A 16,273-nucleotide genomic window follows, 5' to 3' on the forward strand; every position below is an offset into this window, starting at 1 on the left:
GACTGGGCATTGACGCGGTGGCATGTGAGCGATAACAATCGTCGCCACCCGCCTAGAGACATGGACACCAGCAGATGAAGCATGCGGTCCGCCTCCTCGCGCTCCTCGCCCTGCTCGCCGTGTATGTCGCCACCCCGGCCCGGCCCGCCCTGGCGGCCGTCACCGGCACCCAGGTGCCCGTCCCGCCGCCGCCGATGGGCTGGGCCTCGTGGAACACGTTCGCCGCGAAGATCAACTTCAACGTCATCAAGGCGCAGGCTGACGCCCTCGTCTCGTCCGGGCTGGCCGCCGCCGGCTACAAGTACGTCAACATCGACGAGGGCTGGTGGCAGGGGACCCGCGACGCCGCCGGCAACATCACCGTCGACACCGCGGAATGGCCCGGCGGCATGGCCGCGATCGCCGACTACCTGCACGGCAAGGGCCTCAAGGCCGGCATCTACACCGACGCCGGCCGCGACGGCTGCGGCTACTACTACCCGACCGGCCGCCCGGCGGCGCCCGGCAGCGGCAGCGAGGGCCACTACGCGCAGGACATGCTGCAGTTCTCCCGCTGGGGCTTCGACTTCGTCAAGGTCGACTGGTGCGGCGGCAGCGCCGAAGGGCTCGACCCGCAGAGCACGTACCGCGCGATCAGCGCCGCCGTCACCAGCGCCGCCGCGACCACCGGCCGCCCACTCGTGCTGTCCATCTGCAACTGGGGCGTGCAGAGCCCGTGGAACTGGGCGCCCGGCATGGGGGCGATGTGGCGCACCAGCACCGACATCATCTACTACGGCCAGACCGCCACCCAGGCGATGGTCCTCAGCAACTTCGACCAGGGCCTGCACCCCGCCGCCCAGCACACCGGGTACTACAACGACCCCGACATGATGATCGCCGGCATGCCCGGGCTGACCGCCGCGCAGAACCGCACCCACATGGGCCTGTGGGCGATCTCCGGCGCGCCGCTGCTCATCGGCGACGACCTCGCCACGATGGACGCCACGACGAGGGCGACGCTCGGCAACGCCGAGGTGATCGCCGTCGACCAGGACCCGCGCGGACTGCAGGGCGTCAAGGTCTCCGATTCGCAGGGGCGGCAGGTGTACGGGAAGGTGCTCGCCGGCTCGGGACGGCGCGCCGTGCTGCTGCTCAACCGGGGGACCGCCGCGGCGTCGATGACCGTCCGGTGGGCGGACCTGGGCCTCGCCGCGACGTCGGCATCCGTACGGAACCTGTGGTCCGCGCAGAACGCCGGGAGCTTCGCCACGTCGTACACCGTGAACGTCCCGGCGAACGACGCGGTGCTGCTGACCGTCACCGGCACCGAGGCCGCCGCCACCACCTACGAGGCCGAGGCGACCGGCAACACCCGCACCGGCGCGACGGTCGCCGCCTGCGCCGGCTGCTCGGGCGGCTCGAAGGTCGGTGGCATCGGCAACGGCGGCACCCTGCGCTTCAACGCCGTCGCCGCACCGTCCGCGGGCCTCGCCGTGGCGACCATCGCGTACACCAACGGCGACCCCACCACGCGCACGGCGACGCTGCAGGTCAACGGGCAGCCGTCGACGGTCGTCGCGTTCCCGCCGACCGGGTCGTGGACCACCGCCGGCACCGTCTCGGTCATCGTGCCGCTGACCGCCGGCTCGGCCAACACGCTCACGTTCTCCAACGTCGCCGCCTGGGCACCGGACCTGGACGCGATCGAGGTCCGCCAGCTCGCGTCGGCACCCGCGGCGGTGCGCGTCCAGGGCGTGCAGTCCGGCCGGTGCCTGGACGTCGACAACTCCAGCACCACCAACGGCGTGCAGCTGCAGCTGTGGGACTGCAACGGGCAGGCCAACCAGGCCTGGACCGTGACGTCGAGCAAGCAGTTGACGGTGTACGGCACCAAGTGCCTGGACGCCTACAACAACGGCACCACGAACGGCACCGCCGTCGTCATCTGGGACTGCAACGGCCAGGCGAACCAGCAGTGGAACGTCAACGCCGACGGCACCATCAGCAGCGCGCAGTCCGGCCTGTGCCTGGACGCCAGCAACCGCGGCACCGCCAACGGCACGAAGATCATCCTGTGGGCGTGCGGCTCGGGCACGAACCAGCGGTGGACCCTGGCGTAGCCGTTGATGGTTCGCGCGCCGGCGGCGGGGTAGGAACCGCAGCGAGGGGGTGTGCCGTGGCCGCGTCGGAGGACCGCCGGCAGTGGCGGGCGGCCGTGGTGGACCTGCTCCAGCGGGACCGGCTGGCGCAGCCGGACCAGCTGGGCGCCGTGGCCGCCGCCGCGGCCGCGCCGCTCGGGCTGGACGTCTGGGTCTACCTGGTCGACTCATTCCAGTCGCCCAGAGCAGCGGGTCCTGCTGCCGGTGCCGCGCCCGCCCGCGGCACCGCCGCCGCCGCTCCCCGTCGAGTCCACTGTGGCCGGACAGGTCTTCATGACCGTCCGGCCGCGGTCGTCCACGGTGGACGGACGGCAGCGGCTGTGGATGCGGTCGTCTCGGCGGTCCTCGAACCCTGCTACGAGGTCGGCGGCGACGCGTTCGACTACGCGGCCAACGACGGGGCGCTGTTCTTCGCGAGGTTGCCGAGGAGCTGCTGGAGCGTGGTGACCGCCTGTTGCTGTACACCGACGGCGCCACCGAGGCCGTCGGCCGTGACGGCCGGGTGTTCGGCGTCGAAGGGCTGGTCGAGCTCGTCGAACGTGACACCGGCGAGCTGCCGGCCCCCGAGGCGCTGCGCCGGCTCTGCCACTCCGCGCTGGCGGGCTACGCAGGCACCCCGGCCGACGACGTCACGCTGCTGCTGGTGGAGTGGGCCCAGGACGCCGCGCGGCGGATGCTGCCCCTCGCCACGGCGGACCCCATTCCGCCCTGGGGCGAATTCTGACAATTCGCCCCGGTTCGCGTGTCACCCCGTGCGGGTGGGGTAGCGGGTGAGTATGCGTACAGACAACTTCCCGAGCCTGGTGTCCGACCCCGAGGCCCTGGGGCTTCCCGGTACCGCCGACTACGACTCCACCGCGGGGGACGATGTCGACACCGGACGGGTCGCCGACGGCCCGGACCCCGCGCTGCTGCCGCTGGACCGCGACGACCAGCCGCTCGGGCTCGACCATGCCGACCCCGAGTCGCTGGACGACAAGCTCGACCGCGAACTGCCCGACACGTCGCTGGGGGAGGTCGGCCCGCGGCCCGACGCCACCGCGTCGCCGATCGCCGCCGAGTCGTTCGACCCCGACGCGACCGGCGAGACGCTGGACTCCGTCGACCGGGACACCGCGCTGGACGACGCTCCGGTCGAGCCCAACCTCGGCTCGCAGGTCTCGATGTACGACACGGGCGCCGGCGCCCGCGGCGGCACCGTCGGCCGGCTCGTCGAACCCGACGAGGGCACCGGCGAGGACACCGAGAAGGACGCGATCGCCTACGACGCCGGCGCCGCGGGCGGTGGGGCCACGGCCGAGGAGCTGGCCGTGCACGAGATCCCGGAACGGTGACCCATGGAGACGTCAGCGACGTTCATCGGCAACGCGACGGTGCTGCTGCGCCTCGGCGCGTTCACGCTGCTGACCGACCCCAACTTCCTGCACGCCGGGCAGCGCGCGTACCTCGGCTACGGCCTGTGGTCGAAGCGGCGCCTCGAGCCGGCGATGGGCATCGACGACCTCCCGCCGCTCGACGGGGTCGTGCTGTCACACCTGCACGGTGACCACTTCGACCGGGTCGCCCGCCGCGGCCTGCCCCGCGACCTGCCGTTCGTGACGACCCGCACGGCGCAGCGCCGGCTGTACAGGTGGAGCTTCACGGAAGCGGTCGGCCTGGCCACGTGGGAGGACGTCACGTGGCGGCGCGGCGGCCAGGCGCTGCGGATCACCGCGGTCCCGGCGCAGCACGGCCCGGCCGGCGTGCACCTGGCCCTGCCGGAGACGATGGGCACCGTCATCGACTGGTCCCGCGACGGCCACCGCCGGCTGCGCCTCTACATCACCGGCGACACGCTCTTCCGCCGGTCCGTGCTGGACCAGATCCCCGAACGCTTCGGCGACATCGACGCGGTGCTGATCCACCTCGGCGGCACCCGCATCCTCGGCGTGCTGGTCACCATGGACGCCCGCGACGGGGTCGCGCTGTCGCGCCTGATCCGCCCGCGCACCATCCTGCCGATCCACCACGATGACTACACCGTCATGCGCGACCCGCTGCACCACTTCGAGCGGCTCGCCGACGGCCTCCCGGTGCGCACCATGTCCCGCGGCGAGACGGTCGACCTGACCGCCGTCTCCGCGATCCAGTGAGGGGAATCGCCATGACCACCGACCCCGACCAGTTCCTCGACTTCCTCGACGACGACCAGCCCCCGGAGCCGGCCAAGGACTCGGACGCGGTGTCCCTGGAAGGCCGCGAACGCCCCCGCGACGAGGACGTGACCACCGACGAGACAGCCCCCGAACCCCCCGACTGACGGCGGGGGTCAGTCCTCGGCCTCGGCTGCTGGGGGTGTCGTGCCGGGGAGGTCGGTCAGGCGGCGGTCCAGGAAGCGGCGTTCGGGGCCGTCGTCGGTGAGGGATCTCGCGCGGAGGTAGGCGGCGCGGGCCTCGGTGGTGCGGCCGAGGCGGCGTAGCAGCTCGGCCCTGGTCGAGTGCAGGTAGCGGAAGTCGTCCAGGCCCAGGCTGTCGACGATGCGCAGGCCGGCCAGTGGGCCCTCGGTCTCGGCGACGGCGATGGCGCGGTTCAGCTCGACGACGGGTGAGGCGGTCAGGCGGGCCAGCTCGCCGTACAGGGCGGCGATCTGCGGCCAGTCGCACGGTGTCTCCGCGTGCAGGGAGGCGATCGCGCCCTGCAGGACGTAGGGGCCGCGGCCGCCCAGTGCGATCGCCCGGTCGAGCGCGGTGCGGCCCTGGGTGATCTGGGCGGCGTCCCACCGGGTCGGGTCCTGGTCCTCGAGCAGCACCAGCTCGCCGTCGTGGAAGCGGGTCTCGCGGCGGGAGTCGTGCAGCAGCATCATCGCCAGCAGGCCGTGCACCTCGGGGGCGGCGGGCAGCAGCTCGGTCAGCGCGCGGCCCAGCCAGATGGCCTCGGCGGCGAGCTCGTCGCGGCCGCCGAAGCCCTCGTTGAAGATCAGGTACACGACGGTGAGCACGGCGTCGAGGCGCTCCTGGAGCAGGTGGTCCGGCGGGACGCGGAACGGGATCCCGGCCGCCTTGATCTTGCGTTTGGCGCGGACCAGGCGCTGCGCCATGGTGCGCTCCGGGACGAGCAGTGCCCGGGCGATCTCGCCGGTGGTCAGGCCGCCGAGGGTACGCAGGGTGAGCGCGACCTGGGCCTCGACGGCGAGCGCCGGGTGGCAGCACGTGAAGATGAGCTCCAGGCGCTCGTCGGGGACCGCGGTCATCTCCACCTCCTGGGCGGCGGCGAGCAGCGCCAGCCTGGGCACGAGCGCCCGCTCGCGGCGGATGTGGTCGGTGGCGCGGTTGCGTGCCGTGCGGATCAGCCAGGCGCGCGGGTTGTCCGGCACGCCGTCGCGCGGCCAGTGGTCGGCGGCGATGGTGAAGGCCTCCTGCGCGGCGTCCTCGGCGAGGTCGAAGTCGCCGAGGACGCCGATGAGGGTGGCCAGGACGCGCCCCCACTCGGCACGGAAGATCCCGTCGAGTGCGGTTACCAATACACTTCCGATGGCCGGATCTCGACGGCTCCGCCGTGGCGGGCCGCCGGGACGCGGGCGGCCACCTCGATGGCCGCGTCGAGGTCGTCGGCCTCCAGGATGAACACGCCGCCGACGGCCTCTTTCATCCCGACGAACGGGCCGTCGGTCGTCAGCGTCCTGCCGCCTTCCACCCGCACGGTGGTCGCGTGCTCGGCGAGGCCCAGCGGTGGCACGGTGGTGACCCCGGGGGTCTGGTTGATCGCCTGGTAGTCGGCGTAGACCTGCTTCTGCTCCTCCTCGGTGAGCGCGGCCTGCCGCTCGAGTGCCGGGCCTTGGTAGATGAGCATGACGTACTGCATCGCTGCCTCCTCGTCGGTTCCAGACTGGCGGTAAGACGAACGGCGAGCCACGAATTCGACAGCCTCAGGAGGCGAATGCCGCGGCGTTGCGGGACGCCCAGGTCTGGAACGAGACGGGCGGGCGGCCCAGCACCCGCTCGACGTCGGGGCTCACCGCCTGCTCGTCCGGCAGGGGCCGGCCGAGGATGGCCAGGGTGCCGTCCGCGACCGGCGGGGGCATGAAGGTGAGCAGCTGGGCGCGGGCCTCCTCCGGGGTCTGCTCAACGAGGTCGACCGGCGCGCCGGTGGCCGCGGCGATCGCCGCCGCGCGGTCGCGGGGTGTGGTCGCCGCCGGTCCGGTGAGCACGTACGTGGCGTCGTCGTGCTCGGCGCCGGCGAGCAGGACCGCCGCCGCGACCGCCGCGATGTCGTCCGGGTCGACCAGCGGGAGGGCGACGTCCACGTACGGCGCGTACGCCACCCGATGCGAACGGATCGTCGGTGCCCAGGCGAACGTGTTGGTGGCGAACCCGCCCGGGCGCAGGATCGTCCAGCGCACGCCGGCGCCGCGGACCGCCGCCTCCAGGGCGCGCAGCGGTGCGTGCGACGGGGTGTCGGGGCGGGTGCCGGCGGCCTGGGAGGACAGCAGGACGATGCGCGGCACGCCCGACTCGCGGACCGTGGCGACGAGCGCCCGGTGGTCGACCGGCGCGCCGGGCACCAGCAGGAACAGCGCGTCGGCGCCGTGCAGGGCCGGGCGGAGGCTCGCCGGGTCGGCCAGGTCCGCGGCGAAGGAGCCGTGCGATGGTCCGGCGTTGCGGGAGACGGCGGCGACGGTGGCGCCGGCCGCGGTCAGGGTCTGTACGAGAGGGCGGCCGACGTTGCCGGTCGCACCCGTCACGACGATCTTCATGCCGGCGAAGCTAGCATCGTGGGGATAGTAGGTACCTAGAGGAAAGTGACCATGCAGAAGGAAACCATTCCGGAACTGGCGTGTCCGATCGCGCCCGTGGTCGACATCGTGTTCAGCCGGTGGACGACGCCGATCCTGTGGACGCTGCACGAGCACGGGCGGCAGCGGTTCAGCGAGCTGGAGCGCCGCATCGGCACGGTCACGGCGAAGGTGCTCACCCAGCGGCTGCGGCAGCTGGAGCGGGACGGCCTCGTCGTCCGCACGTACACGCCGGAGATCCCGCCGCGGGTCGAGTACGAGATCAGCGACCTCGGCCGCAGCCTCGGCCCGCTGTTCCACGCGCTCGCCGACTGGGCGGGCGGGCACCTGCCGGCCGTCGACGCGGCGCGGGCCTCCTACGACGTCGCCGGCAAACCGCGCCCATGACAGCGGAACGGATGCGGGCGTTCGCCGTGCTGCTCGACCGGTCGGTGGCGCGGATCGCCGAGCTGTCCGCGGACGGCCGCCGATTCGACCGGCGCGCGGTCGTGGGGCTCGCGGACATCTGGGACAACAGCACGTTCCCGCTGTTCGACACGGCGCTCCTGCGTCCGTCGTGGCTGCGCGAGCGGCGGGCGGCGGCGGCCCTGCGGTGGATGGCGGACGGCAGTCCCGCGCGCCGGGCGTGGATGATCGAGCAGGCCGCCGGCCACCGGCTGGAGTCCCTGCTGCCGGAGCAGCGGGACCAGCCCGCGCACGTGCGGGACTACAAGGGAGACCTGCGGCCGGGCGTCGTCCCGCTGACCGCGGCGGCGGCCGCCGGCACCGCCCGCGACTACGACCTGACCGGGGCCCGGGTCCGCACCGTACACCTGGAGCGCGGCGAGCACGGCATCCATGGCTACCTGTGGCTCGAGGCGCCGCGCCGCTACCCCGCGCCCGACAACGCCGGCGAGGCGATCGTCGAGGTGATGCTGGAGGACGTCCGGGAGGCCCGGTTCGACACCGGCGACGGCTCGGGGGCGGCGCTGACGGTCGACGGTGACGGGGTCGAGGTGCGGGTCGGCGCCCGCGGCCGGTTCGGCGCCGCGTCGGCGCGCGTCGGCTTCGACGACGACACGTGGCACCTGTCGGGTGCGGGCCGGGACGCGGCGGCGGCCGATCCACGCGGCCGCGCGTTCCGGCGCGAGCCGATCGGCTGGCCACCGGCCCGCGGCGCGGCCCGGGACGCGGCCCTGGTGGTGCACGAGGCGATGCTGGAGCTGCGGTCGGTGCGCTACGCGAGCCACGTCGGGTCGGTGCGGTTCGGGCAGCTGTGCGCCGCCTTCGCCGGGGCGGGCACCGGCGTGCTCGCCGCGGCGGGCCGCCCCCGGCGGGTCCGTGACCGCGCGTTCCGGGAGCTGGCCGAGCGGTGGATCGCCGCGAGCCCCTGCCTGGCGGACCGCATCACGGACCGGTTCCCGGACGGCCACTGGGCCCGGGCGGCGGTCCCCGCAGGCGACCCGCCACCGGCCCCGGCGGCGGCGATACCCGGGCGGGCCGAGCTCACCCTGGTCCACCACGTCGCGGCGCACGTCCGCTTCGACACCCAGCGCGACGCCTCCACGATCGTCAACCTGGCCGTCCCGGACGGCGACGGGCCGTGGAGCTCGCGGGCGCTGGAGTTCGAACGCACCACCGCGATGTCGATCGGCACGCCCGCGCTCACCGGCCCGCACCCCGTCGCGCACACCGCCGGCCGGTCGCTGTCCTTCACCGACGGCTCGTTCAGCGTCGCGTAGTGGTGGCGCGCGGCGGTACCGTCTGCGGGATGGGACTGCGTGACGACCTCATCGACCTGCGCCGTGATCTGCACCGGCACCCGGAGATCGGCCTCGACCTGCCGCGCACCCAGCGGAAGGTGCTCGCCGCGCTCGAAGGCCTGCCGCTGGAGGTGACGACCGGCACCGCGCTGTCGTCGGTCACGGCGGTGCTGCGCGGCGGCCGGCGTGGCGGTGCAGACAGTCCCGCGGTGCTGCTGCGCGGCGACATGGACGCCCTGCCGGTCACCGAGCTCGCCGATGTGCCGTTCGCCTCGGCGGTGCCGGGCGCCATGCACGCCTGCGGTCACGACCTGCACACCGCCGGGCTGGTCGGCGCGGCCCACCTGCTCGCCGGGCGCCGCGACGAGCTGGCCGGCGACGTCGTGTTCATGTTCCAGCCGGGGGAGGAGGGCTGCAACGGCGCCGGGCTGATGATCGACGAGGGGGTGCTGGACGCCGCCGGCTCCACCGTGGTCGCCGCGTACGGGCTGCACGTGCTGGCCACGGACTTCCCGCGCGGGGTGTTCGCGTGCCGGCCGGGCGCGCTGATGTCCGCCGCGGCGGGCCTCTACGTGCGGGTCGTCGGCGCGGGCGGGCACGGGTCGGCGCCGCACGACGCCCGCGACCCGATCCCGGCCGCGTGCGAGATGGTGACGGCGCTGCAGACGATGGTGGGGCGCCGGTTCAGCCCGTTCGAGCCGGTCGTGCTCACCGTCGGCGAGTTCCACGCGGGCACGCTGCGCAACGTCATCCCCGACGAGGCGGTGTTCTCCGCGACGGTACGGACGTTCAGCGTCGCCGCCGCTGAGCAGATCGCCCAGGACTCGGTGCGGTTGTGCGAGGGCATCGCGGCGGCGCACGGGCTGCGCGCAGAGGTGCGGTTCGAGCCGGAGTACCCGGTGACGGTCAACGACGACACGGAGGCGGCGTTCGTGGCGAGCACGGTCCGCGACGTGTTCGGGGCCGACCGGTTCCAGCACATGGAGCACCCGGACCCGGGCTCCGAGGACTTCTCCCGCGTCCTGCAGCGGGTCCCCGGTGCCTACCTGTTCCTCGGCGCGGCGGGCGGCGACGACCACACCGTCATGCCCAACAACCACTCGCCGCGCGCGGTCTTCGACGACAGCGTCCTGCACGACGGCGCCGTCCTGCTCGCCGAGCTGGCCCGCCGCCGCCTGACCCCGGAGCCAGGCGCCTGACGCAGGGGCCCGGCGCCTGACCCAGGGGCTCGGGCTAGAAAACCGTACGTACGTCTTGTTAGAGTCCCGGCGTGCTTCCCGAACCCGGACCCGTGCGCCTGCTCGCCGGCGCCACCCTCATCAACACGTTCGGCAACGGCGTGTCGATGGCGTCGGTGGCGCTGTTCCTGACCCGGTCCGTCGGGCTGAGCGTGCGGGAGACCGGCCTCGCGCTGACCGTGACCGCCCTGGTGTGCCTCGTGTCGAGCGCGCCGATGGGGTACGTCGCGGACCGCCGCGGACCGCGTGGCGTCCTGCTCGCCGGCCTCCTCGTGCTGTGCGCGGGCTCGGCGGCGCTGGTGACGGTGCAGGACTTCTGGACGTACCTGCTGGTCGGGGTGCCGATGGCGGTCGGCGACGCGGCGCAGCGGGCGGCCAAGGGCGCGGTCATCGCCGGCGCGGTGCCCGCCGACCGGCGCGTCTACACCCGCGCCTACCTGCGCTCCGTCACCAACGCGGGCATCGCGGCCGGCGCCGCGGTGGCCGGCATCGGGCTCGCCGTGGACACCCGGCAGGCGTACCTCACGCTGATCGCCATCGACGCGGTTACCTACGCCGGCGCCGCGCTCGTGCTGCGCCGCCTCGCCCCGGTGCCGGCCGCGCCCAAGCGGCAGGAGGGTCCCCGGCTGGTCGCGCTGCGGGACCGGCCGTTCCTGGCGTTCGTGGTCCTGGACGGGCTGATGGCCACGCACTTCGGGCTGTTCGAGGTCGCGCTGCCGCTGTGGATCGCGCACCGCACCGACGCGCCGCGCTGGCTGATCGCGGTGCTGTTCGGCATCAACACGACCGCCGTCGTGCTCTTCCAGGTCCGGGCCGCCCGCGGCACCGAGGAGCTGCCCGGCGCGGCCCGCGCCTCGCGACGAGCTGGGCTGGCGCTGTTCGCCGCGTGCGGGCTGTTCGCGTTGAGCGGCGGCGTGAGCATGCCGGTGACCGTGGCGCTGCTGGTCCTCGGGTCGATGGTGCACGTCGCCGCGGAGCTGTGGCACTCGGCCGCCGGGTGGGGCATCTCGTTCGGGCTCGCGCCGCCGGACGCGCACGGCCAGTACCAGGGCGCCTATGCGATGGGCATGCAGCTGGGCCAGATGCTCGCGCCCTTCGTGGTGACGACCCTCGCCGTCGGCTGGGGCGCGCCGGGCTGGCTGCTGCTGGGCGCGACGTTCGCGGTCATCGGCAGCCTGGTCCCGCCGGCCGTCACGTGGGCCCGCGCGTCAGCCGCGGCGCACGGGCCCACGCCGGCGGTCAGCTCGCGAACGCCTTGACCTCGAGCAGGCCGACCGAGCTGGTGCCGTTGGATTGCAGCACGACCCGCAACCGGGCGGTGCTGACCTGCGTGAACGTCACCGTGATGTACGCGTTGGCCGTCACCGGGTAGCCGCTGGCGCCGGGCACGTCGGCGTACGCGCTGCCGGTCCAGTACTGCAGCTTCCAGCTCGACGGCACGTCGATGCCCTGGTTGTCGTCGAACAGGTACACCTGCGCGCGTTTGAGCGTCTGGTTCGTGCTCCAGGTGAGCTCCGCCCACTGCTGGCCGCTGTTCGGCCACGTGCCCCAGCGCGGGTTCACGGTGTCGTTGGACGACGGCGGGTCGATGCCGTCGTTGATCGCCGCGACCGACTCCCACGCCGACGTGTACGACGCGGACGCCGTCGCCGACCGGGCCAGGTTGCTGTCCTGCGGCGGCGGGTTGCTGCCGCCGCCCTTGATGAGGAACAGGTTGTCGGCGACGTTGTAGTACTGCGCCAGGTACGAGCCCGCCGGCGGGTTGGTGTGGTAGTAGTCGTCGTGGTTGCAGTCGAGCCGGTCGTCGTGGGACCGGTTCGTGCACACCGTGCGGATGACGACGTTGTCGCCGTCCTTGTAGCACATGACGTCCCACTCGTCGGTGCAGTGCCCGTAGCCGGACGCGTTCGGCGCGTTGTTGTTGACGGCGCCGAGCGTGTGCCCGAGCTCGTGCGCGGCGACGCCGGCCGACCAGCAGCCGTTGTCCGCCCGCGCGTACTCCGGTCCGGTGTTGGACCGGTTCGCGTCGCTCTTGCGCGTGTCGCCGGCCAGCCCGCCGATGCCGCAGTACACGTTGGCGTCGACGAACTGCAGGTACTTGCGGTCCGTCCGGTTGTAGCCGGCCGCCTTGACCGCGTTGAGCAGCGGCGCCCAGTCGTTGGCGTTCAGCGCCGAGTCGGCGATCTTCACGTCCCGCACGACCGGCCGGCACGCGCCGTTGACGGTCTCGGTGACGTACCGGACGTGCCGCTCGCCGCCCGTCTCCTTGGCGCTCTCGTTGAAGATCGTGTCGACGCCCTCGGCGAGGGTGCGGAACGTCTCGAGGTACTGCGTGTACCGGCTGGTCGAGCCGTGGATGTACAGCACCTCGACCCGTCGCCCGCTCGTGCCGTCACCTTCGCAGACCGCGAGCGACTGCACGGCGGCCGCGGCCTTGGCCGTGCCGGCGAGGGCGGGCACGGGCGTCTTCACCGACAGCCCGGCCGGGGCGGCGTCCGGGCCGTGCGTGCACATGATCGGGCTGGTGCCTTTGACCTCGAGCAGCCCGGCGCCGCACGGCCCCGCGGCCCGCCGCTGCAGCCCGTCGTAGACAAGCCCTTTGGCGGCGTCGTTCTTCGGCAGGCCGGCGCTGCTCTCACCGGCGGACGCCGTGCCCATGAAGGCGCCGGTCACGGCCAGGCCGAGCGCCGCGACGGCCGCGACGACCAGGCGGGTGGTTCGTTTTCGGGGCATGATTCGGACTCCCTGTCACAAGGGTGGGGGCGGGGCCGATGCGCATCGACGAAATCCTTTTCGGCACCCTGGCAGGACGAATCGCCCTGCGTCAATCCTTGTGACAGGATGTGCGGAGATTTAAGGTTCTCTACAACTCCCGAAACCTTTTCGCCGCCCCGACCTTCTGAAACTTTCCCCACCCGCTGCGACCCCGTAGCGTCCCGCGGGACCGTAGCTCAGAGGGCCGTGATCGAGTAGCGGATCCGGCTGTCATGGCGACCGGATCCGCTACTCGATCAAGCTGGGCGGCGAAGATCAGCAAGGGCTACCAGGCGATCGCCTGTTCCCACATTCGTACGTAAGCCTCGGCGCCGGACAGGAGTTGCTGGCGGAGCAGGGTGCTGTCGGGGCCGGCGCGCTGGATGAGGTCGGTGGTCCAGTCGGCGAAGAGGCCGTACTGCGCGGCGCCGTCGGTGTTGACGTCGAAGGTCCGCGAGCCGAAGACCTGCTTGCTGACCGTGGTGCCGTTGGGGGCGGTGAACGGGTAGATCAGCGGGGCGGATGAAGCGTCCGGGCGGGGGTTCGCCTGGTCGCCGAGGCCGTTGACGTCGGTGCCGTAGCCGTAGCCGGTGATGGCGTTGCCGTGCGGGGCGGCGCGGTTGGCACGCCACTCGCTCAGGAACTCCGGCACCGAGTTGGCGTAGGTGGCCACGAAGCCGCCGAGCGCGAGAATCCGGTCGATCATGGTGGGGTCGGACCAGCTGTGCACCGAGGTCACGCCCGGGTAGTGGGCGGCCGCGGCCATGTCGAGCACGGCCTGGGCGGTCTTCACGCTCATGTGGTCGACGTGGATGATCATGCCGCGTTCCATCATCCGCTGGATGAGGTAGCGGCCGAGGCTGGTCAGGCCGCGGGTGTTGCAGATCTTGCCGCTGGGGTAGACCGGCAGCACGGTGCCGGGCGGCAGGCTCAGCACCCCGAAGCTCAGCAGCCGGACGAGGTCGTCCTGCACGAGGGGCTGCTCGTTGTCGGACGGGCCGGTGCAGCTGGTCGCGGTCCACCAGTGGCCGGTGGACAGCAGGTTGCCGACGTTGACGAACGCCCCGGTGAGGCCCGCGTCGAAGCGGGTGCCGCCGAAGGCGTTGTCGAACTTGTGGATCGGGTACAGGCCGGAGACGCCGATCGCCTGCAGCTCGTCGAGACCGGCGTCGATCTGGGCGGTGGTGCACTGCGGGACGTCGTTGCTCTCGCGGCAGCCGAAGATCTCGGAGTTCTCGACGCCGATCGTGACGGCCAGCTTGCCCTGCGCGGCGATGCTGCGCACCTGGGCGGGCGTGGTCGCGATGCGGAACCAGCCCTTGCCGGCGCCGCCGTTCTGCGCGTCGATGTAGTCCTGCATCGAGTACAGGTAGCGGGACTGGACCCGGATCTGGTCCATCTCGTCGCAGGGGGTGTCGCGGAACGGGAAGAGCTCGCAGATCGACCGGTTCGCGACCAGCAGTGCGTTGAGCACCCGCTGGCCGGCCCGCCAGGACCGTTCGATGCCGCGGTAGTACGACTGCTCGTGCAGCAGCGAGTTGTGCTGCGGCCAGTCGCCGAACGTCGGCCAGCCGTCCTCGGGTGAGTTCGCCGCGTCGGTGCCGCCGACGATGGCCTCGAAGAGCGCGCCGACGTTGAGGCTGCGGTGCGTGTCGCAGCCGGCGAGCGCGACCTGCACGCCGCCGGACGCCCACGCCTCGCCGCAGTGCATCTGCCCGCCGAACGCAGCGGCGGCCGTGATGTGGGCGTGCGCGTCGATCGTGCCGACGAGCCTGCCGCTGCTGTCGACGCCCGGCGCGGCGGTGCCGGTGACCCCCGGGTCGATGTCGGGCGGGGTGAAGCAGCCCGTCGCGGTGGCGAGGGCCACGGTGTACGACGTGCCGGCCGCGCCGAGGCTCCACAGGAACGAGCCCATGGTCTGGCCGGTGGCCGTGGCGGTGAACCGGTAGCGGTCGCCGGCCTTGGTGACGGTGAAGTCGGCCCGGTCCCCGTAGGAGTCGCCGGCCATGATGAAGCTGACGACGCTCTGGTACGCGGGCTTGCCGTCGGAGCCGAACAGCTCGTACCGGCCGAGCTGGGTGGCCTCCAGCCGGAACGGCGTGGCGCCGGAGGCGGAGGACGTGAAGCCGTACCCGGCCCCGCTGCGCACGACGTAGCCGGTCGCGCTGGAGCCGTTGAAGACCCGCAGCGTGGCGCAGGTGCCGTCGAGCGCGTCGGCGTTGGCGGTGATCGCGGCGGCGGAGGCCGGTGGTGCGGCCGCGACCAGTGCGGCCGCGACGGAGACGAGCAGTGTGGTGAGGAATGCGGTCGGATGGCGTAGCGACAGGGACATAAGGCGGTGCCCCTTCATGCGTGCCGGAACGCGCGCTCCGGCGGCCGGTGTGAAGTCAGACCAGCGTCCGATAGGCAGCGGTCACTGTCAACAGGAAGCGAGAATCTTTCGGTTTTCCTGCCGCTGGGCCGCCGGTGCGCGGTACGGGCGTCAAACGCCGGCGGGGGAGTGGGTGGACAGGTCGGCGCGGATGCGGTCCAGCGTCGTGGCCATGGCCTTCGGCATCGAGCGGTCCCGGCCCGTGACCCGCTCGTAGAGGAGCATGCCGCGGCCCGCGCTGAGCGCCATCGTCTGCACGAGCCGGGTGCCGCCGGGCACGGGGGAGAGCTGGAAGCGCCAGGTGGTGCTGTCGAAGAAGGGGGCGCGCCACAGGGTGCGGAACGCGAACTCCTCGCCGGGCTTCGCGGTGGTCACCACGCACTCGCGGGTCCAGCGGGCGATGCCGTGGCGGCTCGACCCGCTGAAGCGGGCGCCGATCGCGGGGCCGGTCGCGGCGTCGTCCCACTCGCTGCGGTAGCACTCCGGGCTCCAGCGGCCCATGCGCGTGACGTCGGCGATCGCGGCGTACACGGCCTCGGGGCCGACCGGGATGACGACCTCCGCGCGGGCCGTCAGCGCGATGTCGGGGTTCGCCGGCGCGAGGTCGCCGTACGCGTCCTGGAGGCGGCGGGTGTACCGGCCGCGGGTGAGCCGCAGGATCATCCGCAGTGGGGCGCTGCGCAGCACGGGCCGGGCCAGCTCGGCGTCCGCGGTCATCACCCACGGCACGGCGAAGCCCATCCTGATCGGCAGCGCCTTGCGCATGGCCTTCTCCATGGCCGCGTGCCGCTTCGGGCTGATGCGCTCGGCGACGATCGGCACGACGACCGCCTCCTCCTCGGCGAGGTGCGGGGTCATCAGGTCCCGCAGCCGCACCGCGGCGTCGGCGAGGTCGGCGGCGCCGCCCGGGCCCTCCTGCAGGGCGGCCCGGATGGTGTCCATCAGGGGGTCCAGCTCGCCGTGGTCGTCGCTGAGCGCGTCCAGCTCCGCGGACGGTCCGACCGCCTCGCGCAGCATCGGCCACAGGAACCGGTCCTCGCCGACGTGGTGGTGGTGGATCATGTCGATCACGTCGCCGATGTGGGCGCGCAGCGCGGTGAGCTGGCGTGGGCCGGGCCGTCGCCGGCCGGCGGCGAAGTCTTGCGCGAATGTGGCGAGCCGGTCGAGCTCGACCCGGATCGCGGCGTGCATCAACAGGTATCCGGACTGGTCTGTCATCGTGTTCGCTCCTCGGTTATATTCGGTACAGCCACACT

The 16,273-nt window shown here is 72.9% G+C and carries 15 protein-coding genes; 9 read left to right on the top strand and 6 right to left on the bottom strand.

Translation table 11 applies throughout. The features are described from left to right. Positions 1-74 precede the first annotated feature (74 nt). From ABD332_RS03750 to ABD332_RS03770, 5 genes are all read left to right on the top strand, one after another. Complete coding sequence (locus tag ABD332_RS03750; protein WP_344499504.1) at positions 75-2,102, top strand: RICIN domain-containing protein; 2,028 nt, start codon at positions 75-77, stop codon at positions 2,100-2,102. A gap of 493 nt (positions 2,103-2,595) precedes the next feature. After that, entirely contained in the window at positions 2,596-2,865 is a 270-nt protein-coding gene (locus ABD332_RS03755) for a SpoIIE family protein phosphatase (RefSeq protein WP_425552114.1), read from the top strand. A gap of 52 nt (positions 2,866-2,917) precedes the next feature. Next, positions 2,918-3,475 carry a DUF5709 domain-containing protein gene (locus ABD332_RS03760; RefSeq protein WP_344500710.1) on the top strand — a complete coding sequence of 186 codons (558 nt, stop codon included), beginning with the start codon at positions 2,918-2,920 and terminating at the stop codon, positions 3,473-3,475. Positions 3,476-3,478: 3 nt separating this feature from the next. Continuing rightward, positions 3,479-4,273, top strand: coding sequence for an MBL fold metallo-hydrolase (locus ABD332_RS03765; RefSeq protein ID WP_344499506.1), 795 nt, complete (start codon positions 3,479-3,481; stop codon positions 4,271-4,273). Positions 4,274-4,284: 11 nt separating this feature from the next. Beyond that, positions 4,285-4,440, top strand: a complete 156-nt coding sequence (locus ABD332_RS03770; RefSeq protein WP_344499508.1) for a hypothetical protein — start codon at positions 4,285-4,287, stop codon at positions 4,438-4,440. A 9-nt stretch (positions 4,441-4,449) separates the two neighbouring features. Here ABD332_RS03770 and ABD332_RS03775 read toward each other — a convergent pair whose 3' ends face one another. The 3 genes from ABD332_RS03775 to ABD332_RS03785 all read right to left on the bottom strand — a co-directional run bounded on the left by ABD332_RS03775 (position 4,450) and on the right by ABD332_RS03785 (position 6,873). Continuing rightward, positions 4,450-5,640, bottom strand: coding sequence for an RNA polymerase sigma factor (locus tag ABD332_RS03775; RefSeq protein ID WP_344499510.1), 1,191 nt, complete (start codon positions 5,638-5,640; stop codon positions 4,450-4,452). Then, positions 5,634-5,981, bottom strand: coding sequence for a YciI family protein (locus ABD332_RS03780; protein ID WP_344499512.1), 348 nt, complete (start codon positions 5,979-5,981; stop codon positions 5,634-5,636). Before ABD332_RS03780 ends, ABD332_RS03775 begins: the two co-directional genes overlap by 7 nt. A 64-nt stretch (positions 5,982-6,045) precedes the next feature. After that, entirely contained in the window at positions 6,046-6,873 is an 828-nt protein-coding gene (locus tag ABD332_RS03785) for an SDR family oxidoreductase (RefSeq protein ID WP_344499514.1), read from the bottom strand. Positions 6,874-6,924: 51 nt separating this feature from the next. On the opposite strand from ABD332_RS03785, the gene ABD332_RS03790 reads away from it, so the two are divergent. The 4 genes from ABD332_RS03790 to ABD332_RS03805 all read left to right on the top strand — a co-directional run bounded on the left by ABD332_RS03790 (position 6,925) and on the right by ABD332_RS03805 (position 11,151). Beyond that, positions 6,925-7,299, top strand: a complete 375-nt coding sequence (locus ABD332_RS03790; protein ID WP_344499516.1) for a winged helix-turn-helix transcriptional regulator — start codon at positions 6,925-6,927, stop codon at positions 7,297-7,299. Continuing rightward, the gene (locus ABD332_RS03795) at positions 7,296-8,633 is read left to right on the top strand and encodes a hypothetical protein (RefSeq protein WP_344499518.1); all 1,338 of its coding nucleotides are present in this window, start codon (positions 7,296-7,298) and stop codon (positions 8,631-8,633) included. Before ABD332_RS03790 ends, ABD332_RS03795 begins: the two co-directional genes overlap by 4 nt. A 29-nt stretch (positions 8,634-8,662) precedes the next feature. Next, a complete protein-coding gene (locus ABD332_RS03800) occupies positions 8,663-9,853 on the top strand; it encodes a M20 metallopeptidase family protein (protein ID WP_344499520.1) in 1,191 nt (396 codons plus the stop codon). Positions 9,854-9,924: 71 nt separating this feature from the next. Then, the gene (locus ABD332_RS03805; RefSeq protein ID WP_344499522.1) at positions 9,925-11,151 is read left to right on the top strand and encodes an MFS transporter; all 1,227 of its coding nucleotides are present in this window, start codon (positions 9,925-9,927) and stop codon (positions 11,149-11,151) included. On the opposite strand, the gene ABD332_RS03810 is transcribed toward ABD332_RS03805, so the two are convergent. From ABD332_RS03810 to ABD332_RS03820, 3 genes are all read right to left on the bottom strand, one after another. After that, the gene (locus ABD332_RS03810) at positions 11,132-12,625 is read right to left on the bottom strand and encodes a DUF7402 domain-containing protein (protein WP_344499523.1); all 1,494 of its coding nucleotides are present in this window, start codon (positions 12,623-12,625) and stop codon (positions 11,132-11,134) included. The genes ABD332_RS03805 and ABD332_RS03810 overlap by 20 nt on opposite strands. 307 nt (positions 12,626-12,932) lie before the next feature. Beyond that, positions 12,933-14,978: a hypothetical protein gene (locus ABD332_RS03815; protein WP_344499524.1), complete on the bottom strand. Its 2,046-nt coding sequence runs from the start codon at positions 14,976-14,978 to the stop codon at positions 12,933-12,935. A 150-nt stretch (positions 14,979-15,128) separates the two neighbouring features. Further along, on the bottom strand, positions 15,129-16,235 hold the full coding sequence (locus ABD332_RS03820) for a hemerythrin domain-containing protein (RefSeq protein ID WP_344499525.1): 1,107 nt from the start codon (positions 16,233-16,235) through the stop codon (positions 15,129-15,131). Positions 16,236-16,273: the final 38 nt, after the last annotated feature.

Origin of the sequence: Dactylosporangium maewongense (assembly GCF_039531485.1) — a bacterium.
GTDB classification, from domain to species: Bacteria; Actinomycetota; Actinomycetes; order Mycobacteriales; family Micromonosporaceae; genus Dactylosporangium; species Dactylosporangium maewongense.

Excerpts from the sequence above, each read along its gene's own strand:
- ABD332_RS03750 (WP_344499504.1), top strand. The coding sequence starts at position 75 with ATGAAGCATGCGGTCCGCCTCCTCGCGCTCCTCGCCCTGCTCGCCGTG.
- ABD332_RS03760 (WP_344500710.1), top strand. The coding sequence starts at position 2,918 with ATGCGTACAGACAACTTCCCGAGCCTGGTGTCCGACCCCGAGGCCCTG.
- ABD332_RS03765 (WP_344499506.1), top strand. The coding sequence starts at position 3,479 with ATGGAGACGTCAGCGACGTTCATCGGCAACGCGACGGTGCTGCTGCGC.
- ABD332_RS03770 (WP_344499508.1), top strand. The coding sequence starts at position 4,285 with ATGACCACCGACCCCGACCAGTTCCTCGACTTCCTCGACGACGACCAG.
- ABD332_RS03780 (WP_344499512.1), bottom strand. The coding sequence starts at position 5,981 with ATGCAGTACGTCATGCTCATCTACCAAGGCCCGGCACTCGAGCGGCAG.
- ABD332_RS03785 (WP_344499514.1), bottom strand. The coding sequence starts at position 6,873 with ATGAAGATCGTCGTGACGGGTGCGACCGGCAACGTCGGCCGCCCTCTC.
- ABD332_RS03790 (WP_344499516.1), top strand. The coding sequence starts at position 6,925 with ATGCAGAAGGAAACCATTCCGGAACTGGCGTGTCCGATCGCGCCCGTG.
- ABD332_RS03795 (WP_344499518.1), top strand. The coding sequence starts at position 7,296 with ATGACAGCGGAACGGATGCGGGCGTTCGCCGTGCTGCTCGACCGGTCG.
- ABD332_RS03800 (WP_344499520.1), top strand. The coding sequence starts at position 8,663 with ATGGGACTGCGTGACGACCTCATCGACCTGCGCCGTGATCTGCACCGG.
- ABD332_RS03810 (WP_344499523.1), bottom strand. The coding sequence starts at position 12,625 with ATGCCCCGAAAACGAACCACCCGCCTGGTCGTCGCGGCCGTCGCGGCG.
- ABD332_RS03815 (WP_344499524.1), bottom strand. The coding sequence starts at position 14,978 with ATGTCCCTGTCGCTACGCCATCCGACCGCATTCCTCACCACACTGCTC.
- ABD332_RS03820 (WP_344499525.1), bottom strand. The coding sequence starts at position 16,235 with ATGACAGACCAGTCCGGATACCTGTTGATGCACGCCGCGATCCGGGTC.